The sequence below is a fragment of the Cupriavidus sp. USMAA2-4 genome, assembly GCF_001854305.1.
GTDB lineage: Bacteria > Pseudomonadota > Gammaproteobacteria > Burkholderiales > Burkholderiaceae > Cupriavidus > Cupriavidus malaysiensis.
Window position 1 is genome coordinate 2,026,761 of the sequence record NZ_CP017748.1, and the last position, 20,336, is coordinate 2,047,096.

At 68.8% G+C, this 20,336-nt stretch carries 18 protein-coding genes; 9 read left to right on the forward strand and 9 right to left on the reverse strand.

The genetic code is table 11. The features are described 5' to 3' along the window. Nucleotides 1-47: 47 nt before the first annotated feature. The 4 genes from gshA to BKK79_RS08925 all read right to left on the reverse strand — a co-directional run bounded on the left by gshA (nucleotide 48) and on the right by BKK79_RS08925 (nucleotide 4,648). Nucleotides 48-1,343: a glutamate--cysteine ligase gene (gene gshA, locus BKK79_RS08910; protein WP_071016019.1), complete on the reverse strand. Its 1,296-nt coding sequence runs from the start codon at nucleotides 1,341-1,343 to the stop codon at nucleotides 48-50. A 515-nt stretch (nucleotides 1,344-1,858) separates the two neighbouring features. After that, on the reverse strand, nucleotides 1,859-3,403 hold the full coding sequence (locus BKK79_RS08915; protein ID WP_071010869.1) for an ammonium transporter: 1,545 nt from the start codon (nucleotides 3,401-3,403) through the stop codon (nucleotides 1,859-1,861). A gap of 34 nt (nucleotides 3,404-3,437) precedes the next feature. Continuing rightward, entirely contained in the window at nucleotides 3,438-3,776 is a 339-nt protein-coding gene (locus BKK79_RS08920; protein WP_071010868.1) for a P-II family nitrogen regulator, read from the reverse strand. 53 nt (nucleotides 3,777-3,829) lie between these two features. After that, nucleotides 3,830-4,648, reverse strand: a complete 819-nt coding sequence (locus tag BKK79_RS08925; RefSeq protein WP_071010867.1) for a TorF family putative porin — start codon at nucleotides 4,646-4,648, stop codon at nucleotides 3,830-3,832. A gap of 402 nt (nucleotides 4,649-5,050) precedes the next feature. On the opposite strand from BKK79_RS08925, the gene BKK79_RS08930 reads away from it, so the two are divergent. Both BKK79_RS08930 and BKK79_RS08935 read left to right on the forward strand, forming a co-directional pair. Next, nucleotides 5,051-5,302: an accessory factor UbiK family protein gene (locus BKK79_RS08930; RefSeq protein ID WP_071010866.1), complete on the forward strand. Its 252-nt coding sequence runs from the start codon at nucleotides 5,051-5,053 to the stop codon at nucleotides 5,300-5,302. A 99-nt stretch (nucleotides 5,303-5,401) separates the two neighbouring features. Then, entirely contained in the window at nucleotides 5,402-6,940 is a 1,539-nt protein-coding gene (locus tag BKK79_RS08935) for a YifB family Mg chelatase-like AAA ATPase (RefSeq protein ID WP_071010865.1), read from the forward strand. Between the two features lie 307 nt (nucleotides 6,941-7,247). On the opposite strand, the gene BKK79_RS08940 is transcribed toward BKK79_RS08935, so the two are convergent. Together BKK79_RS08940 and BKK79_RS08945 are read right to left on the reverse strand one after the other, a co-directional pair. Further along, a complete protein-coding gene (locus BKK79_RS08940; protein ID WP_071010864.1) occupies nucleotides 7,248-7,892 on the reverse strand; it encodes a LysE family transporter in 645 nt (214 codons plus the stop codon). 91 nt (nucleotides 7,893-7,983) lie between these two features. After that, nucleotides 7,984-8,556 (reverse strand): hypothetical protein, encoded by a 573-nt coding sequence (locus BKK79_RS08945; protein ID WP_071010863.1) that lies wholly within the window; start codon nucleotides 8,554-8,556, stop codon nucleotides 7,984-7,986. A gap of 102 nt (nucleotides 8,557-8,658) precedes the next feature. Between BKK79_RS08945 and BKK79_RS08950 the strand changes: the two genes are divergently transcribed. From BKK79_RS08950 to BKK79_RS08960, 3 genes are all read left to right on the forward strand, one after another. Continuing rightward, nucleotides 8,659-9,201, forward strand: a complete 543-nt coding sequence (locus BKK79_RS08950) for a thioredoxin (RefSeq protein ID WP_335582913.1) — start codon at nucleotides 8,659-8,661, stop codon at nucleotides 9,199-9,201. A gap of 192 nt (nucleotides 9,202-9,393) precedes the next feature. Then, a complete protein-coding gene (locus BKK79_RS08955; RefSeq protein ID WP_071010862.1) occupies nucleotides 9,394-9,924 on the forward strand; it encodes a TlpA disulfide reductase family protein in 531 nt (176 codons plus the stop codon). A gap of 198 nt (nucleotides 9,925-10,122) precedes the next feature. Then, a complete protein-coding gene (locus tag BKK79_RS08960) occupies nucleotides 10,123-12,249 on the forward strand; it encodes an ATP-dependent helicase (protein ID WP_071037550.1) in 2,127 nt (708 codons plus the stop codon). 167 nt (nucleotides 12,250-12,416) lie between these two features. Here BKK79_RS08960 and BKK79_RS08965 read toward each other — a convergent pair whose 3' ends face one another. From BKK79_RS08965 to BKK79_RS08975, 3 genes are all read right to left on the reverse strand, one after another. Next, nucleotides 12,417-13,733, reverse strand: coding sequence for a sigma-54-dependent transcriptional regulator (locus BKK79_RS08965; protein WP_071010860.1), 1,317 nt, complete (start codon nucleotides 13,731-13,733; stop codon nucleotides 12,417-12,419). Nucleotides 13,734-13,741: 8 nt separating this feature from the next. Beyond that, entirely contained in the window at nucleotides 13,742-15,763 is a 2,022-nt protein-coding gene (locus BKK79_RS08970; RefSeq protein ID WP_071010859.1) for a sensor histidine kinase, read from the reverse strand. Between the two features lie 73 nt (nucleotides 15,764-15,836). Then, nucleotides 15,837-17,135 (reverse strand): dicarboxylate/amino acid:cation symporter, encoded by a 1,299-nt coding sequence (locus BKK79_RS08975; protein WP_071010858.1) that lies wholly within the window; start codon nucleotides 17,133-17,135, stop codon nucleotides 15,837-15,839. 452 nt (nucleotides 17,136-17,587) lie between these two features. Here BKK79_RS08975 and BKK79_RS08980 point away from each other — a divergent pair, with 452 nt between their 5' ends. The 4 genes from BKK79_RS08980 to BKK79_RS08995 all read left to right on the forward strand — a co-directional run bounded on the left by BKK79_RS08980 (nucleotide 17,588) and on the right by BKK79_RS08995 (nucleotide 20,267). Then, the gene (locus tag BKK79_RS08980; RefSeq protein WP_071010857.1) at nucleotides 17,588-17,908 is read left to right on the forward strand and encodes a (2Fe-2S) ferredoxin domain-containing protein; all 321 of its coding nucleotides are present in this window, start codon (nucleotides 17,588-17,590) and stop codon (nucleotides 17,906-17,908) included. A 104-nt stretch (nucleotides 17,909-18,012) separates the two neighbouring features. Further along, a complete protein-coding gene (locus tag BKK79_RS08985; protein ID WP_071010856.1) occupies nucleotides 18,013-18,657 on the forward strand; it encodes an alpha/beta hydrolase in 645 nt (214 codons plus the stop codon). 67 nt (nucleotides 18,658-18,724) lie between these two features. After that, nucleotides 18,725-19,924: a D-alanyl-D-alanine carboxypeptidase family protein gene (locus BKK79_RS08990; RefSeq protein WP_071010855.1), complete on the forward strand. Its 1,200-nt coding sequence runs from the start codon at nucleotides 18,725-18,727 to the stop codon at nucleotides 19,922-19,924. Nucleotides 19,925-19,961: 37 nt separating this feature from the next. Then, nucleotides 19,962-20,267, forward strand: coding sequence for an HP0495 family protein (locus BKK79_RS08995; protein WP_071010854.1), 306 nt, complete (start codon nucleotides 19,962-19,964; stop codon nucleotides 20,265-20,267). The last annotated feature ends 69 nt before the right edge of the window (nucleotides 20,268-20,336 follow it).

A 20,336-nucleotide genomic window follows, 5' to 3' on the forward strand; every position in this document is an offset into this window, starting at 1 on the left:
GAGGTGCCGTCCGCCGCGCCGGGTCGGCGCTGCGGACGCGGCGGATGTCAGAGGATCGGGTTCGGATCGGTCTTTTCCAGTTCCACCGACGCAGCCAGCAGGGCCAGCCGGGCCACCACGCCATACATATAGAAGCGGTTCGGCACGGCGGCGCCCGGCTTGGCGTGCGTGTCCGGGATACCGTTGGCGGCAAAGGCGAGCGGCACGAAATGCATGCCGGGCGCGTTCAGGTTCTCGTCATTGCCGCGGCCCGTGTGCACGCGGTAGAAGCCGCCCACCACATAGCGGTCGATCATGTAGACGACCGGCTCCGCCACCGCCTCGTTGATCTTCTCGAAGGTGTGCACCCCCTCCTGCACGATGACGTCGTTGACCTCGAGGCCTTCCTTGACGACGCTCATCTTGTTGCGTTCCTTGCGGTTCAGCCCCTTGACCTCGGACGGGTCGCGCACCGTCATGATGCCCATGCCATAGGTGCCGGCATCGGCCTTGACCACCACGTAGGGCGTCTCCTTGATGCCGTACTCGCGATACTTCTTGGCGATCTTCTTCAGCACGGCCTCGACGGTGTCGGCCAGTTCTTCCTCGCCGACGCGCTCGTGGAAATTGATGCCGGAGCAGCGCGCGAAGTAGGGATTCACCATCCACTGGTCGACATCGATCAGCTTGGCGAACTTCTTGGCCACTTCATCGTAGGCGGCGAAGTGGCTGGTCTTGCGCCGCGTCGACCAGCCTGCATGCAGCGGCGGCAGCAGGTACTGCTCGTTGATGTTCTCCAGGATCGGCGGAATGCCGGCGGACAGGTCGTTGTTGAGCAGGATCGAACACGGATCGAAGTCCTTCAGCCCCAGCCGGCGGCCCTTGGCACCCAGGCGCGCCAGCGGCTCCACCACCAGGGTCTGGCCGTCCGGCAGTTCGATCGGGGTCGGCTCGGTGATTTCCTCGGAAAGGGAGCCCAGGCGCACGTTCAGGCCTGCCTGGCGCATGATCAGCGACAGCCGCGCGACGTTCTGCAGATAGAACATGTTGCGGGTGTGGCGTTCCGGGATCAACAGCAGGTTCTTGGCGTCCGGGCAGATCTTCTCGATCGCCGCCATCGCCGCCTGCACCGCCAGGGGCAGCATTTCCGGCGCGAGGTTGTTGAAACCACCGGGGAACAGGTTGGTGTCCACTGGCGCCAGCTTGAAGCCGGCATTGCGCAGGTCCACCGAACAGTAGAACGGCGGCGTATGCTCCTGCCACTCCAGCCTGAACCAGCGCTCGATGGACGGCGTGGCGTCCAGGATCTTCTTCTCCAGTTCGAGCAGCGGACCGTTCAGCGCGGTAATGAGATGCGGGACCATATCCATCCTATTGATCATCTTTATCGTTCGCCCCGATTGTAGAGGAACGGCCAATAGCCTGCAGGAGCGCTCCTAATAAGGATATGCATCGGCGGGCATCAGGGGAACCCAGATGGGGACGGTCCGGCAGAAGTAAAGGCCTTCGTTTCGAAGGCCTTCCTTGGCACGCGCCGGGGCGGCCCGGCGTGGAGCGCGGGCGGGCTGCGGTCCGCGACTGCCGGATGACGGCCGGATGACGGCCGGAACGAAAAAAAAGCGCGGCAACTGCCGCGCTTCGAATAGCCTGACAGATACGGGGAGCGTTCTGCAGGTGGAGGAAACTGCCTCAATGGCAATGTAATTGTATGCACCTCTAAATACAATTGAAGCTTTTTAAGATCGGAATTAAGCGGCTTGCGAGTACCGTCCGCACCAGGACGGGACGATCCCCCTGGAAGCAAAAAAGCCCGGCCGAAGCCGGGCGAAACTCCTGAGAGACGATTCCCAATCAGCTCTCCAGCACAACACCTTTCGGATCAGGCCTCATATGCGGTTTCGCCGTGCGAGGTGATGTCCAGACCCTCGCGCTCCTCTTCTTCCGGCACCCGCAGGCCGATCAGCATATCCACCAGCTTGTAGGCGATGAAGGCCACCACGCCGGACCAGATGATGGTGGTCAGCACGCCTTGCAGCTGGATCCAGACCTGGCCGGCGATCGAGTAGTCGTCGGCGACCTTGTTGGCCACGTAGTCGTAGACGCCGGTGCCGCCCAGGCTCGGCGCGGCGAACACGCCGGTCAGCAGGGCACCCAGGATGCCGCCTACGCCGTGCACGCCGAACACGTCCAGCGAGTCGTCCATGCCCAGCATGCGCTTCAGGCCGGTCACGCCCCACAGGCACAACAGGCCGGCGATCAGGCCGAGCGCGATCGAGCCCATCGGACCGACGAAGCCGGCGGCCGGGGTGATGGCGACCAGGCCTGCCACGGCACCCGAAGCACCGCCCAGCATCGAGGGCTTGCCCTTGCCGATCCACTCGCCGAAGGTCCACGACAGCACGGCGGCAGCGGTGGCCAGCAGCGTGTTGACGAAGGCCAGGCCGGCGGCGCCGTTGGCTTCCAGGCCGGAGCCGGCGTTGAAGCCGAACCAGCCGAACCACAGCAGCGAGGCACCGACCATGGTGAAGGTCAGGCTGTGCGGGCGGATCGCCTCACGGCCAAAGCCGATACGCTTGCCGAACAGGAAGGCACCGACCAGGCCCGCGACCGCGGCGTTGATGTGCACCACCGTGCCGCCGGCGTAGTCGAGCGCACCCTTCTGGAACAGCCAGCCGCCCTTGGCCGTGGCCGCCGCGCCGGCCGCCGCGTCGGTGTACGCGTCAGGACCGGGCCAGAACCAGACCATGTGCGCGATCGGCAGGTAGGAGAAGGTGAACCACAGCACGACGAAGAGCAGCACTGCCGAGAACTTCGCACGCTCGGCGAAGGCACCGATGATCAGCGCGCAGGTGATCGCCGCGAACGCCAGCTGGAAGGCGAAGTAGGCCAGTTCCGGCACGACCACGCCCTTGCTGAAGGTCGCCGCCACCGCGTCGACGGTCAGGCCCTTCATGAACAGCCGGTCCGTGCCGCCGAAGAAGGCGTTTCCTTCGGTGAAGGCGAAGCTGTAGCCGTAGATTGCCCACAGCAGCGACACCAGCGAGAAGATCACCAGGCACTGCATCAGCACCGACAGCATGTTCTTCGAGCGCACCAGGCCACCGTAGAACAGGGCCAGGCCGGGCAGCGTCATCAGGATGACGAAGGCGGTGCAGACCAGCAGCCAGGCGGTGTCGCCCTTGTTGGGCGTCGGCGCGGCGGGTGCCGCGGCGGCCGGTGCGGCCGCAGGCGCTGCCGCGGCGGCCGGCGCAGCGGCAGGCGCTGCAGCCGCGGCCGGAGCCGGGGCCGTGGCGGCGGCCGGAGCGGAGGCTTCCGCCGCCGGCTTGTCCTGCGCCACCGCGTGGGTCGATAGGCTGAAACTTGCCGCGCCAACGGCGAGCGACAAGGCGCCGGCCGTCAGGATTCGCTTGAACCAGGATTTCATTGACGTATCCTCTAGTCTCTTGTCTGTTGGTTCATCACAGGGCATCGCTGCCGGTCTCGCCGGTGCGGATGCGGATCACCTGCTCGATGGGTGCGACGAAGATCTTGCCGTCGCCGATCTTGCCGGTGCGAGCGGCCTTCTCGATGGCCTCGATGGCGCGCTCGACGACGTCGTCCGGTACGGCCACCTCGATCTTCACCTTGGGCAGGAAGTCGACAATGTACTCCGCACCCCGGTACAGCTCGGTGTGTCCCTTCTGGCGGCCGAAGCCCTTGACCTCGGTGACGGTGATGCCGGACACGCCCACGTCCGAGAGCGCCTCGCGTACCTCGTCGAGCTTGAACGGCTTGATGACGGCTATGATGAGTTTCATTGGTTTTCTCCTTGGAGCGTCCCCGCAAGGCGCTCCGGCCAGCAGGCGGTGGATCAGAAAGTCTTGGTGAGCGAGGCCCAGGCGGTGGCGCGGCCCACGTAGCGCCCGCTGGTATTGGTGTACACCGAGCGGTTCGCGTTGGTGTCGATGTACGCCACCGCCAGCGAGAAGCCCTTGCCCAGGTCCTTGGTCAGCCCCACCTTCCAGTCCGTATACGACGCGTCCGTCACGTGCTGCACCTTCTGGTAGCCCACGTGCGCGTTGAACGTCAGGTCCCAGAAATTCAGCGGCACGTTCGCCGACAGGTCGATGTAGAAACTGTTCTTGCTGTCGTTGAAACCGAACAGGTTGGTCAGCGCGTGCGAGTACTTCAGGAACACCGGGCCGCTGCCGATCCCGCCGTACAGCTCCGTCGTGTGCGGCCGCGTGAAGCCCGTCGGGTAGTCGCCCGGGTAGTAGTACTGCAGCACCCCCACGTCATAGTTCCAGTCCAGCCCCGCCAGCGCGAAGGTGTTCTTGAAGCCGCCGTAGAAGTCCATCTCGATCGGCGCCGACACCTGCGAGCTGCTGTCCGAGAGCCAGCTGATGTTCGAGTTCCAGTTGCCCACGTAGAAACCGCTCTCGTGCGCGTAGTCGAAGCCCCCCTGGATCGCCGGATGGCGGTTGGTCTGCATCAGCCCGCGGTAGCGGTACTCGGTGGCCAGCGTCACATTGGCCGTGAACGTGTGCGGCGACGCCGGTGCCGCGTCCGCTGCCGGCGCGGCCGCCGCCGGTGCGGGCGTGGCTGCCGCGTCGCCGCTGCTCTGCGCAAAAGCGCCCGTGGCACAACCGCAAAGAATGGCTGCGCTAACTGCAAAGGCCAACTTCTTCATCGATTTCTTCTCCTTTGGCTCAGACTCGTGGATGGGTGTCTTTTCTTTATTGCGCGATACCTGCGCCAGTACCACTGCAACAGCCGTGCCAGGAGAGGAACCAAGCGATCGCGACCGGGGCCGCGGGAGGGTGCCGATGGTGCAATGCACACCGCCGGCGGCCTCTGGTGGGCCTCCGAGGGCCGAAAACGGGTGAAAAGGTGTGTCCGCCACCACGCCGGCGCTTTCACAGCGACCTCGCAGGCGTCATAATCCGGGCAGGCCGGCTTCCGGCGCCATGTGTTCGTCCTAGCCGCATCCGCCCCAGGGCGGTGCAAAGGTGTAAAGGACAGCATAGGCACCCGATGCACCACCGGTAAGCGCGCACCACCGCGGTGCGCATGTGCGAAAAGGAGTACCACCATGAAACCGACCGATCTCTTCTCCGACCTGCAGAGCAAGGTCAGTGAGGCGCTGCGCAATTCCCCCGCCAGGGACATCGAGAAAAACGTGCGCAGCATGATGACCCAGGGCTTCGCCAAGCTTGACCTGGTCACACGCGAGGAATTCGACGTGCAGTCGCAGGTGCTGGCGCGCACGCGTGCCCGGCTGGAAGAACTGGAAGCGCGCGTGGCCGAGCTGGAGCGCCGCGCCGGCAACGCCAGCGGGACCTGATCGATGCGCGCGAGCGAAAGGCCACGGCCTTTGCGCCGCCCCCGGCCCTCGCAAAGGCCGCCGCTAGCCGGCGGCCTTTTTCGTTAACGAATCCGCAATATGGGACTGGCACTGCTGCACAGCCGGGCGCTGACCGGCATCGAAGCCCGCTCGGTATCGGTCGAGACCCACCTGGCCAACGGCCTGCCGGCCTTCAATATCGTGGGGCTGGCCGAGACCGAGGTGCGTGAAAGCCGCGAGCGCGTGCGCGCCGCCATCCTCAACAGCGGCTTCGAATTCCCCAACCGGCGCATCACGGTCAACCTGGCCCCGGCCGACCTGCCCAAGGAGTCCGGCCGCTTCGACCTGCCGATCGCCCTGGGCATCCTGGCCGCCAGCGGGCAACTGCCGCTCAATGGCCTGGACGGGCTGGAGTTCGCCGGCGAACTGTCGCTGTCGGGCGAACTGCGTCCGGTGCGCGGTGCGCTGGCCATGGCGATGGGGCTGGCGCGCGACAACCAGGCGCGCGCAGCGCAGGGCGCCGCACCGCGCGCCTTCGTGGTCGCTGCGGGGAACGGGCCAGAAGCGGCCCTGATCGCCGGGCTGGCTGTGCTGCCGGCACCGACGCTGCTCGCCGTCTGCGCCCACCTGCGGCCCGGCGGCGGCGAGCGGCTGGTGCCGGCCATGCCGCTCGCCCTGCCTGCGCAGCCGGCCGTCCAGGCCGACCTGGCCGAAGTGCGCGGCCAGGTGCAGGCCCGCCGCGCGCTGGAGGTGGCGGCGGCCGGCCAGCACTCCGCGCTGCTGGTCGGCCCGCCGGGCACGGGCAAGTCGATGCTGGCGCAGCGCTTCCCCGCGCTGCTGCCACCGATGACGCTGGACGAAGCGCTCGAATCGGCCGCCGTGCTGAGCCTCACCGCGGGTGGCTTCCAGGCCGCGCGCTGGGGCCGGCGGCCGTTCCGCGCACCGCACCACACCGCCTCGGCCGCGGCGCTGGTCGGCGGCGGCACCGCACCGCGCCCCGGAGAGATCTCGCTGGCCCACCATGGCGTGCTGTTCCTCGACGAGCTGCCGGAGTTCGAGCGCAGGGTGCTGGAAGTCCTGCGTGAACCCCTGGAATCCGGCCACATCACCATCTCGCGTGCCGCCCACCAGGCCGATTTTCCCGCCCGCTTTCACTTCATCGCCGCCATGAACCCCTGTCCCTGCGGCTACCTGGGCCACCCCACGCGGCCGTGCCGCTGCACGCCGGACCAGGTGCTGCGCTACCAGTCGCGCCTGTCCGGCCCGCTGCTGGACCGCATCGACCTGCAGGTGGAGGTGCCGGCACAGAGCCAGCAGGAGGTGTTGGACGGGCCGCCGGGCGAGGCCAGCGAAGCCGTGCGCGCTCGCGTGCTGCAGGCGCGCGCGCGCCAGCTGGCGCGCCAGGGCAAGCCCAACGCCGATCTCGCGCCGGGTGAGACCGAGGCACATTGCCCGCTGACGCCAGCGGCGCAATCCCTGTTGCGTGAGGCGATGGCCGGCTTCGGCTGGTCGGCGCGCGCCTACTTCCGGGCGCTGAAGATCGCCCGCACCATCGCCGACCTCGCCGATGCCGGCCAGGTGGACGCGCCGCACGCGGCGGAAGCCATCCAATACCGCCGCGTACTGCGCACGCCATGAGCCGTCGCCGGCGCCGCCACCGCTAGCGGGCGGCCGCCGGCCCGGCGACGGGCGGTTCGACTGGAGGCGGCGGCGGTTCCTCGATCGGAGGCAGGTCGGGCGGAATGCCTGGTGGCGTCGGCTCCTCGATCGGCGGTGCGGAATGGGCCGGCCTGGAGCGCGGCAGCGTGAAGCGAGGCATCGGGCTTCTCCGGTTGGACCCTATGCCATTCATTGAAGCAAACCCGGCCACGCCCCGCCAGAGAAGACCATACAGGAAATACTCGGCCGCGCCGCGCGCGCGCCCTGGTGCCCGCGCGGCAGGCCGTCAGCCAGCCGGATGGCGACGCACGAAGAACAGCGCGGCGCCCACCGCCATCAGCACGCTGCCGAAGACGCGGTTCTGCCAGCGTACGGCGCGGGCATTGCGGAACAAGCCCTGCATGCGCGACGCCAGCAAGGCATAGCCGTGCATCACGATCAGGTCGACACCGCACATGGTGACGGCCAGCAGCGCCAACTGCGGCGCCAGCGCATGGGTCGGGTCGATGAACTGCGGCAGCACCGCGACCATGAAGATGATGCCCTTCGGGTTGGTGACATTGGTCAGCAACCCGGTGGCGAAGCGTCGGCGCGGGCTCATCACGGTGGTGCGCACCGCCCCGCCTTCGGCCTGCGGGGCGGCGTCCACCTTGGCGCGCCATTGCTGGATGCCCAGGTAGATCAGGTAAAGCGCCCCGACCGTCTTGACCACCGCGAAGGCGTGCTCGGAGGCGATCAGCAGCGCGCCCAGGCCGCCGCCCGCCACCAGCAGGATGATCACCAGCCCGGCCTGCAGGCCGAAGATGGTGGTGCTGGCCTTCCTCAGACCATAGGACAGGCCATGACTCATCGACAGCACGGCACCCGATCCGGGTGACAGGGCGATCAGCCAACAGGCGGCGAAATAGGCCAGCCAGACTTCCCAACGCATTGCTTTGCTCCTGGTTTGTGCCATTCAAGATTCGATCGCTGCGCGCCTCCGCCCGGCAATGCCGGCACGGCCGCGGCAGCAACGGCTCCCGTCAGAAGGGATGGAAGCCGTCGAGAAACTGCCCTACCTGCTCGGACTGGCGGCGGTCGCGCGCCGCCTCGCCCGCCTCCAGCACCACGGCCTGGTAGACGTGCCTGCCGGAGCCCACCAGGCGCGCCGTCAAGCGGCGCGGCGACTGGTCCTGCGGCGAGACTGCCACCACCTCCAGCTCCAACCCATCGAGCGCCACCGGCGGTTGTGCCGCCGACATCACCTTGATTGCCCGCGTGTGCGGCGGCTCGACGGGATGCGCGCCCAGGTTGGCCAGCAGGCCGGACTGCATGGCCGCCAGGGCCTCGCCACGGCGGACGGCATCGTCATCGGGCAGCGTCACCACACCCACGGCGAACAGCGTCTCGTCGACGCGCGCCGCCTCCATCGTCATCGGCAGGTGGCGGCCGCCGATGGCCACTTCGCGTGCCGCGCTGGACGGCTTGCCCGGATAGAGGGCCGCATAGGCGCCCTCATTGGACAATACCGTGCGCCAGTCGTAGCGCGGCGAGCAGGCCGCGGCAGCGAGCGCCAGCGCGGCCAGCAGGTAGACGGTTCGGCGGGAACGGGACATGGCGGCGGACGGGGACATCCTGGTCGGTCGGGAGCCCCGCGGCACGAGGCCGGAGGGCACGAAGGGCTATTATCCGGGATCGTGCGCTTCTCCGCCCAGATCATGCCGCCCCTCATCTTGTCCACCGCCTTGCCCACCACCCTGTCTACCACCCCGCCCCCTGTCCGCCCCGCCGCGCCGGCAGGCCGCGCGCGGCGCTGGCTGGCCGGGCTGGCCCTGGCCGGTGCCGCGCTGCCGGCCTTGGCGGCGAGCACGCTGCCGGGCGCGACCGATCTCGGCGCCCAGGGGCGCGAGGCCACGCGCCGCGGCGGGCCGCTGGTGCTGCTGCTGTCCCTGCCCGGCTGCGGCTACTGCGAAACCGTGCGGCGCAACTATCTGGGCCCGATGGCTGCCGCCGGCGAGATCACGGCGCGCGAACTGGACATCGGCACCGATGCGCCGCTGCGCGACGCTGACGGCACCATAACCGGCGCACGTGCCTGGGCCCGCGCGCGCGGGCTGGCGTTCGCACCTACCGTGCTCTTCCTCGACGCCCACGGCCGCGAGGCGGCGCCCCCGCTACGCGGCCTGCAGCCGGACTTCTACGGCGCCTACCTCGAACAGCGCCTGGAAGCCGCGCGCGCCGCCCTCGCCGGGCCGCGCTGAGGCAACACTTAGGCAACGCTTAGGCAACACGGAAGCAGCGCGTCCGCGGCGCATCGCTGCGGCAGATTGCCGCAGGATCGCCACCCCCCGGATGCGCGCCGGCAGGCCTGCGCGCGAGGCATTAGAATGTCCGCTGAACCGGCGCTGCCACAGCCCGCGCCTGCCCGCCACCGACGCCTTGCACGACGGAATATGACGACCCCTGCTTCCCCCGCCACGCGCAAGCGCTGGCCGCTGATCGCCACCCTGTTCGTGGTGGCCCTGTTCGGCTGGTTCGGCTATCGCGCCATCACGCCCGCCGCAACCGTGCCGGCGGCCGAGTTCACCCTGCTTTCCGGCCAGAAGATCAGCACCGCCGACCTGAAGGGCAAGGTCTACCTGGTCAACTTCTGGGCCACCAGCTGCGCCACCTGCGTCAAGGAGATGCCCGAGATGGTGCGCACCTATCAGCAGTACAAGGACAAGGGACTGGAATTCGTCGCGGTGGCGATGAACTATGACCCGCCGATGTATGTGATGAATTACGCCCAGACGCGCCAGCTGCCCTTCAAGGTGGCGATGGACGCCGGCGGCACGGCCGCCAAGGCCTTCGGCGACGTGCAGCTGACACCGACCACCTTCGTGGTCGACAAGGATGGCCGCATCTTGAAGCGCTACGTGGGCGAGCCCGAGTGGGATGCGCTGCACAAGCTGCTGGACGGGGCCCTGGCCAAGTCGGCCTGAGCGGTTCCCGGCGGCCCGGACCGCCAGGCGCATACCAGCCGCCCCTCCCGGGCGGCTTTGTTTTTGGCACGCGCCCGCCGGTGAGACGCCGGCGCCATGCGAAGGCCGGCCGCGGGCGGCCGCCACGCCGCACCGGACGCTGCCGGCTTGCGCAGAACCGCTGTATGGATATACAGTTGGCGCCAGCCCGCCGCCGCCATGCCAGCCTCTCCCGACCTCGATCTACTTCCTGCCGACGCCGGCACGGACGCCGCCACCGCGACCGTGCTCCCTGAGCCCGCGCCGGCCGCGCACCTTGCCGACCTCAATCCGGAGCAGCGCGCCGCCGCCGAGCACGATGGCGAGCGCCCGCTGCTGATCATCGCCGGCGCCGGCTCCGGCAAGACCAACACGCTCGCGCACCGTGTCGCCCACCTGGTGCTGTCGGGAACCGACCCGCGCCGCATCCTGCTGCTGACCTTCTCGCGCCGCGCCGCCGCCGAGATGGGCCGGCGCGTCGAACGCATCGTCGACCGTGCCGTCGGCGGCAGCGGCGCCGGACGGGCGGCACTGCAATGGTCGGGTACCTTCCACGCGATCGGCGCCCGCCTGCTGCGCGAATACGCGGAGACGATCGGACTGTCGCCCGCCTTCACCATCAGCGACCGCGGCGACGCCGCCGACCTGATGCACATGGTGCGCCACGATCTCGGCCTGTCCGAGCAGACCGCGCGCTTTCCACGCAAGGAAACCTGCCTGGCCATCTATTCGCGCGCGGTGAATACCCAGGCGCCGCTGGACGAGGTGCTGCGGCGCCATTTCCCGCGCTATGCGATGTGGGAAGAGGCGCTGCGCACCCTGTTCGCCGCCTACGTCGAGGCCAAGCAGGACCAGCAGGTGCTCGACTACGACGACCTGTTGCTCTACTGGGCGCAGGCGCTGGGCGAGCCCGCGCTGGCGGCGGACATGGGCGCACGCTTCGACCATGTGCTGGTCGACGAGTACCAGGACACCAACGCGCTGCAGGCCTCCATCCTGCTCGCGCTCAAGCCCGACGGGCGCGGCCTGACCGTGGTCGGCGACGACGCTCAGTCGATCTACGCCTTCCGCGGTGCCACGGTGCGCAACATCCTCGACTTCCCCGAGCACTTCTCGCCCCCCGCGGCGCGCGTCACGCTGGAGCGCAACTACCGTTCCACCCAGCCCATCCTCGCCGCCGCCAACGCCGTCATCGCCCAGGCCGCGGAACGCTACAGCAAGGAGCTGTGGAGCGAGCGCGCCTCGGCCGAGAAGCCCGGCGTGGTGGTGGTGGCCGACGAGGCCGAGCAGGCACGCTATGTGGTCGAGCGCATCCTGGAGCGGCGCGAGGCCGGGCTGGCGCTGCTGTCGCAGGCGGTGCTGTTCCGTGCGGCCGACCACAGCGCCCAGCTCGAGATCGAACTGACCCGGCGCAACATCCCCTTCGTGAAGTTCGGCGGGCTCAAGTTCCTCGAGTCCGGCCACGTCAAGGATGTGCTGGCCATGCTGCGCTGGCTGCAGAACCCGCGCGACCGCATCGCCGGCTTCCGCGCGCTGCAGCTGCTGCCGGGCTTCGGCCCCAAGACCGCCGGGCGCATGCTCGACGCCATCGCCGTGGCCACCCAACCGCTGTTCGCGCTGGAATCCTTCACGCCCCCCGCGGCCGCGGAACCGGCCTGGGCCGACCTGCTGGCGCTGGCACGCGCGCTGCTGGCACCAGCCTCGTCCTGGCCTGCCGGGTTCGAGCAGGTGGTGGCCTGGTACCTGCCGCACCTCGAACGCATGCATGACGATGCCGCGGCGCGCCAGGCCGACCTGCAGCAACTCGAACGCATCGCCGCGACCTACGCCTCGCGCGAACGCTTCCTCACCGAACTGACGCTCGATCCGCCCGACGCCTCCAGCGATGAATCCGGCGTGCCGCTGCGCGACGAGGACTACCTGATCCTGTCCACCATCCACTCGGCCAAGGGACAGGAATGGAAGGCGGTCTACCTGCTCAATGCCGTGGACGGCTGCCTGCCCTCGGACCTGGCCACCGGCACCACCGAGGAAATCGAGGAAGAGCGCCGCCTGCTCTACGTGGCGATGACGCGCGCGCGCGACCACCTCGACGTGGTGGTACCGCAGCGCTTCTACGTGCACCAGCAGCCAGGCTACGGCGACCGCCACGTCTACGCCTCGCGTACGCGCTTCCTGCCCAATCGCGTGATGGGCAACTTCCACAGCCGCGCCTGGCCACCGCCCCCCCCGGTGGATGCCGCACCGGCACGCAGCGCGCTGCCGGCGGTGGACCTGGCGGCGAAGATGCGCAAGATGTGGCGCTAGCGCTCGTGTGCTGGATCACACCGTTGGCTTCGCTGGGTGTGGCGCCTTGCTAAACCACCCCTCTCCCCCGCCCTTGCCCCGTGCGGGGAGAGGGAGCCAAGACAGTGTGCTTGGCGATTGGTGTTGGTGCACCCTCACCCGCACCTCACCCGCACACACCCTCACCGCTACAACCCGTAGCGCTTGATCTTCTCGTACAGCGTCGCCTTGCCCACCTGCAGCAGGTCGGCGGCCTGGCTGACGGCGCCGCCGGTGCGGGCCAGCGTGTCGGCGATCAGCGCGCGCTCGTAGCGCTCCATGCGCTCCTTGAGCGGCATGCCGTCGTCGGCGGCGGCGGCCGCTGCGCCGCCTTCGGGCACGCCCAGCACCAGGCGGTCGGCGGCATTGCGCAGTTCACGCACGTTGCCGGGCCAGGGACGCTGCATCAGCGCCTGGCGCTGCGCTTCGGCCAGCAGCGGCACCGGGCGCTGGTAGCGCACCGCGGCGACCAGCATGAAATGCTCGAACAGGGACACGATGTCCTCACGCCGCTCGCGCAGCGGCGGCAGCGGGATGGTGACCACGTTGAGCCGGTAGTAAAGGTCCTGGCGGAAGGCGCCCTGCGCCACCAGGGCTTCCATATCGCCCTTGGCCGCGGCGACGATGCGCACGTCGATGGGAATCGAGGTATTGGAGCCGAGCCGTTCCAGCATGCCTTCCTGCAGCACCCGCAGCAGCTTGACCTGCAGTGCCAGCGGCATGCTTTCGATCTCGTCGAGGAAGAGCGTGCCGCCCGAGGCATGTTCGAGCTTGCCGATGCGGCGCTTGCCGGCACCGGTGAAGGCTCCGGCCTCGTGGCCGAACATCTCGCTCTCGAAGATGGCCTCCGGCACCGCGCCGCAGTTCAGGGCGATGAAAGGCCCGTCGTGCCGTGTCGAGAGCGCGTGCAGGCTGCGTGCCACCAGTTCCTTGCCGGTGCCGGTCTCGCCGTTGATCATCACCGGCACGTCGGTGGGCGCGACGTTGGCCACCAGCGCACGTACCTGTTCGATGGCGGGCGAGCGGCCGATGATGCGGGTGCTCCCGGCCGGCCCTGCCAGCTCGCGCCGCAACGCACGGTTCTCCAGCTCCAGCGCGCGCCGTTCCAGCGCGCGCCGCACGGTGTCGGTCAGGCGGTCGGCGCCGAAGGGCTTCTCGATGAAATCGTAGGCGCCTTCGCGCATGGCCTGCACCGCCATGGTGATATCGCCGTGGCCGGTGACCAGAATCACCGGCACGCCGGGCGCCGCGTTGCGGCAGTGATGCAGCAGGTCGAGGCCGCTGGCGCCCGACAGGCGCACGTCCGTCACCAGCACGCCGGGAAAGTCCGCCGCCAGGTGCGGCATGGCGGCTTCCGCCGAGGGCAGCGCCAGCACGGAGAAGCCGGCCAGTTCCAGGCTCTGGGCCGTGGCCTGGCGCACCAGGGGCTCGTCTTCGACAAACAGGACTCGCAGACCTTCTTGCATGGCAGTTCTCATGGATGGACCCCGGCATCGCGGCCAACGGCGGCGACCTGCTGGCCGGGCGCTCGGCGCAGCACCAGCAGGAATTCGGCACCGCCGCCCTCGGCGCCGGCCGCGCTGAGCTGGCCGCCGAACTCACGCACGATGGACGAGGAGATGGCCAGGCCGAGGCCCAGCCCCTGGCCGATCTCCTTGGTGGTGAAGAAGGGCTCGAACAGATGGGGCAGCGCCTCGGGCGCGATGCCAGTGCCATTGTCGCGCACCGCCACCGTCACCGTCTCCGCGCCGGCGCTGACCGTCAGCGCGATGCGCGGCTGGTCCGGCGCCGCGGCCGCCACTGCGTCGAGCGCATTGGCGACCAGATTGAGCAGCACCTGCTCGAGCTTGAGTTCATCGGCCCAGACGGCCAGGCCGGGCTCCGCCTCCAGCCCGCTGCAGCTCAGGCCCACACCCGCCAGGCGCGGTGCCAGCAGCGCCAGCACGTGGTCCAGCGCGCCTTGCAGCGCGACCGCGTGGCGGCGCTGCCGCGCCTTGCCGGCGAACAGCTTGAGCTGGCCGGTGATCTTCCCCATGCGCTCGGTAAGGTCGGCGATGGCGACCAGGTTGCCGGCCGCGGCATCGAGCTGGCCGCGTTCGAGCAGCACGCGCGTGTTGTCGGAGAAGGTGCGCAGCGCGGCCAGCGGCTGGTTCAGTTCATGGGTGATACCGGCCGCCATCTGGCCGAGCGCGGCCAGCTTGCTGGCCTGCACCAGCTCGTCCTGGGTCGCGCGCAACTCGTTCTCGGCACGCGTGCGCTCGACCACCTCGCCCTCGAGCTGCTCGTTGATGGCCATCAGGTCGGCCGTCCGCGCCTCGACGCGGCGCTCCAGCTCGTCGTAGGCGGCCTCCAGCAGCCGCCGGCTGTATTGCATGTCGCGCGCGCGCTGGCGGCGCTGGCGCCAGTTGACCAGCAGCAGGCAGGCGCAGGCGTAGGCCAGCGCGGCGCCGATGGTGGCATTGCGCGCACCGGCCAGCACCGGGTCGACCGAGGCCATCACGTGCATGGTCCAGTCGGCCGGCCCCACCTTGCGGCTGACCTCCAGGTAGCGGTCGGCACGCTCGCTGCCGACGCGCACCGCATCGGCGGTGCTGCCTGCCGCATGCCCCGGGGCCGCCTGGCGCGCCACGCCGACCAGCCGCGAGCCCGGCCCCAGCACGGTGCTGTTGAGCCAGCGGGTCACGGGCGAACTGAGCGCATGCAGCGCCAGCGGCGAGACCTCGCGGTCGTGGTACTGGCGCGTGGCCGCCAGTTCGGCCTCCAGTCCCTGCGACAGCGGCTGCAGCGTACGGTACTGCCAGGCCGGCACCGAGGACAGGAAGACCACGCCGTGCTCGTCGCTGACCATCAGCGGCTCGGCGCGGTCGCCGCCGGCGCGCTGGAACCATTCGAGGTTGAGCTTGACCACCGTCACGCCGATCACGCGCCCGCCGGACTCGACCGGCTGGGCGATGTAGTAGCCCGGCTCGTCGCTGGTCACGCCGATGGCGTAGTAGCGCGCGACCCGGCCGCGCGAGGCGATCTGGAAATAGGGGCGGAAGCGGTAGTCGGTGCCGACGAAGCTGCCCGGGTCGGCATAGTTGCTGGCGGCCAGCGCCCGGCCGTTGGCGGCGATCACATAGGTGGCCGAGGCATGGGCATTGCGGTTGACGTCGTCCAGGTAGCGGTTGGCCGCCGCCACGCGCGCGGGGTCGTCGGGCGCGGCCAGCAGCTGGTGGACGAAGGGATGGAAGGAAACCAGCGCCGGCAGGAACTCGTAGCGGTCCAGCGTGGCCTCCAGGGTCGCTGCGTAGCGGTCCGCGCGGGTGGCGGTGTCGCGCTCCAGCGCGCCGATGCCGCGCTGCACGGAGAGCAGCCAGGTGGCGCAGCACAGCAGCAGCAGGCCGCCGGCGAGCGCGGCGATAAACCCCCACCAGCGCCCGTCGCCGCCGGGCGCCGAAGCCTGGCGTGCGGCAGCGGGGTCATGCACGGCGAGGAAATCGTCGGAATGCGGCATCGGCGCGGGCGAAGGATCTCGCGCCGATGATACCCGCTGGCCGCGCCCGTCGGCGCGGCCGCCCTGCGCCCTCTCAGCGGGCGCTCTGTCCTGCGTCGCCAAGATCGTCGGCCAGTTCGCCGCCGTGGCGCAGCGCGCGGGCCAGTTGGGTGCGGTCGAGCTCGCGCTCCCAGGCCGACACCACCACCGTCGCCACGCCGTTGCCGATGATATTGGTCAGCGCGCGGCATTCGCTCATGAAGCGGTCGATGCCCAGGATCAGCACCATGCCGGCCACCGGGATGTCAGGCACCACGGCCAGCGTTGCCGCCAGCGTGATGAAGCCGGAACCGGTCACGCCGCTGGCGCCCTTGGAGGTGATCATGGCCACGGCCAGGATGGTGAGCTGCTGCATCAGCGTCAGCTCGATGCCGGTGGCCTGCGCGATGAACAGCACCGCCATCGTCATGTAGATATTGGTGCCGTCCAGGTTGAACGAATAGCCGGTGGGCACCACCAGGCCGACCACCGACTTGGAGCAGCCGAGCCGTTCCAGCTTTTCCATCAGGTGGGGCAGCGCCGCTTCCGACGAGCTGGTGCCCAGCACGATCAGCAGTTCTTCCTTGATGTAGGCGACGAAGCGGATGATGGAGAAGCCGGTCAGGCGCGCCACCGTGCCGAGCACCACCAGCACGAACACGATCGCCGTGAAGTAGAAGGTGCCGATCAGCTTGAGCAGCGGCACCAGCGAGCCGAGACCGTACTTGCCGATGGTGAAGGCCATCGCGCCGAAGGCGCCCAGCGGGGCGACCTTGGTGATCACGTGGACGATGTGGAAGAAGACCTTGGAGACCTGCTCGACCAGGTCGAAGACGATGCGCGAGCGGTCGCCCATGGCGGCCAGCGCGGAGCCGAAGAACAGCGAGACCAGCAGGATCTGCAGGATGTCGCCGTTGGAGAAGGCGCTGAAGATCGTGTCCGGGATGATGTGCATCAGGAACTCGACCGTGCTCTGGCCATGTGCCTTGGACACGTACTGCGAGATCGACTTGGTATCCAGCGTGGCCGGATCGATGTTGAAGCCCGCGCCCGGCTGCAGCAGGTGGGCCGCGCCCAGGCCGATCAGCAGCGCGAAGGTGGAGATGACCTCGAAGTACAGCAGCGCCTTGCCGCCGACCCGGCCGACCTTCTTCATGTCGCGCATGCCGGCGATGCCCGACACCACGGTACAGAAGATGATCGGCCCGATGATCATCTTGATCAGCTTGATGAAGCCATCCCCGAGCGGCTTCATCGAGATGCCGGTATCCGGCCAGAAGTGTCCCAGCACGATGCCGACCAGGATGGCGAACAGCACCTGTACGTACAGGATCTTGTAGAAGGGTTTCCTCATGATGTCGTCCTCGGTTCTTTAGGCCCGGCGGGAGAGCCGCCGCGGCCGCGCGCCGTTCCGGTCGCGGCGCTGCCACAGGACTCTTTGCAACGTGCATGCCAGCGCCAGGAGCCGCATCAAGCCTTTGATTTGCAAGGAAATGTTACTCAGGCGAGGTGCCGCCGGCTCCGGCTTTCCGGAAATCCGGAAAGCGCCAATCCGGGTTTTCGGAGAGACGGCCCCGATCCGGGCGTCCGATCATCCACTTATGGCGGCGGGGAGCCCGGCGGATGCGCGCTGGATACATCTCAGCGGCCCGCCGCGGGTCCGACACGGGACCGGACGGCGTGCCTGACGCGGCCGCGAGTGGCAGGTTCCGCGTCCGCCAAGCCGTATAATTCCGACCTTCCACACTCACCACCGTCCCGCGCGGCACGGGCGGCCCGCGTGCCGCCGCACGCGCCACAGCACGCATGAGCAGCTACTACCAACACCACGTCTTCTTCTGCCTGAACGAACGCGCGCCGGGCGAAGCCTGCTGCGCCACGCACAATGCCAAGGCCATGCAGGAATACGCCAAGAAGCGCTGCAAGGAACTCGGCATCGCCGGTGGCGAAGGACGCGTGCGCATCAACAAGGCCGGCTGCCTGAACCGCTGTGAACTCGGACCGGTGCTGGTGGTCTACCCCGAGGCCGTCTGGTACACCTTCGTCGACGAGCAGGACATCGACGAAATCATCGACAGCCATCTGGTGCACGGCAAGCCGGTCGAGCGCCTGATGGTCGATCGCTGAGCCCGGCGGCCGGGCAGCCCGCCGCCGCGCCGCGCGCCGGACCGCAGCCCCGCCCGGCGCCGGCCTCCTTCCACCTTGCCTTCGCATCGCCAGATCCTGCCTCTATGAACGCGCACACCCAGGTTCTCTCCATTGCCGGTCCCGTCGGCGCCATCGACCTGTCGGTCGACCTGCCGCAGGGCGAAGCGCCGCGCGGACTCGCGCTGGTGGCCCATCCGCATCCCTTGTTCGGCGGCACCAAGGACAACAAGGTGGCGCAGACGCTGGCACGCAGCTTCGTGCAGCTCGGCTACGCCACCGTGCGCCCGAACTTCCGCGGCGTCGGCGGCAGCGCCGGCGAGCATGACAACGGCGTCGGCGAGCAGGACGACCTGCTGGCCGTGATCGCGTGGATGCGCACGCAGGCCGCCTGGTCGCCGCAGGCGGCCACGCTGCCGCTGGCGCTGGGCGGCTTCTCCTTCGGCAGCTACGTGGCCAGCCACGTCGCCCGCCGCCTGGCCGAAGCCGGCACGGCCGCGCAGCGGCTGGTGATGGTGGGCACGGCGGCCAGCCGCTGGCAGGTCGCCGCGGTGCCCGCCGACACCATCGTCATCCACGGCGAACAGGACGACACGGTGCCGCTGGGCAGCGTGTTCGACTGGGCCCGCCCGCAGGAGCTGCCCGTCATCGTGATCCCCGGCGCGGATCACTTCTTTCACCGCAAGCTGCACCTGATCAAGCAGCTCGTCGTCAACGCATGGGAGCGGTGACGCCACGGCGGCAGCCAGCCCCGCGGATCGTTCTCCCCTGCGACCTTTCTCTGTCGGAAACTCAACTATGCTGAATCGAGCCACGCCGCTTTTCGCGTCCGCCATCGCCCCCGCCGCCCTCGTGGCCGGCGCCGTCCTTGCCGCCGCGCCGGTCGCGGTGCGCGCCCAGGGCGTGCCCGTGCCGCAGGTGGCCGCCAAGGCATGGATGCTGTACGACGCCACCAGCGGCCAGCCCCTGGCCTCGCAGAACGCCGACGCGCGCATCGAGCCGGCCTCGCTGACCAAGCTGATGACGGCCTACCTGGTGTTCGAGGCACTGCACGAAAAGCGCCTCACCCTGGACCAGACCGTGGTGCCGACCAATATCGTGCTCAAGGTCAAGAGCGACGAATCGCGCATGTTCATCGAGCCGAACAAGCCGGTCAGCGTGCGCGACCTGCTGCTCGGCCTGATCGTGCAATCGGGCAACGACGCCTCGCTGGCGCTGGCCGAGGCCACCGGCGGCTCCGAAGAGGGCTTCGTGGCGATGATGAACCGCGAGGCCCAGCGGCTGGGCATGAAGAACACCCACTTCGCCAACACCGACGGCATCCCCGACCCGAACCACTACACCACCGCGGCCGACCTGGCCACGCTGACCGCGCGCCTGATCAAGGACTTCCCCGAGTACTACACCATGTACTCGCAGAAGGAGTTCACCTATAACAAGATCAGGCAGCCGAACCGCAACCGCCTGCTGTACATCGATCCGACCGTCGACGGCGTCAAGACCGGCCACACCAAATCCGCCGGCTACTGCCTGATCTCGTCGGCCAAGCGGCCGCTGGCCAATGTGCCCAACGGATCGCGCCGCCTGATCTCGATCGTGATCGGCACCGCGACCGACCAGATCCGCACGCAGGAAAGCCTGAAGGTCCTGAACTACGGCTTCCAGTTCTTCGACACGCTGCGGCTGTACGACAAGGGGCAGGTGCTGGCCACGCCCGAGATCTACAAGGGCAAGAGCGGCACGGTCAAGATCGGCGTGCAGAACGAGACCTTCGTGACCGTGCCCAAGGGCATCGGCGGCCGCCTCAAGCCGGTGCTGGAACGCCAGGAGCTGCTGGTGGCGCCGATCGCCGCCGGCCAGCAGGTCGGCACGGTCAAGCTGATGGACGGCGCCAACAAGGTGGCGGAATTCCCCGTGGTGGCACTGGAAGACGTGCCCGAGGCCGGCTTCTTCGGCCGCCTGTGGGACACCATCCGCCTGTGGTTCAAGCGCAAGTAAAAGCGCAAGTAAGCGCAAGCAAGCTGGAGATATAGCCATGACGTCCGACCAAACCGGTGGCGGCAAGCCGGGAGCCCCGGCGCAGCAGGAATCGCTGATCGAATACCCCTGCCACTTCCCGATCAAGATCATGGGCACGATGCAGGAGGATTTCGCCGAGACCATCGTGGCCGTGGTGCAGGGGTTCGATCCCGACTTCCATGCCGGCAAGATGGAAATGCGGCCCTCGCGCAACGGCAACTACCTCGGCCTGACCGCCACCGTCTGGGTGACCAGCCGCGAACAGCTCGACGACCTGTACCGCGCGCTGACCTCGCACCCGATGGTGAAGATCGTGCTGTAAGGCGCCGGGCCGGCCGCCGCGCGGCCGGCCACCGGCCCGCCCCCCTCTGATAATCACCAACCCTCGCGC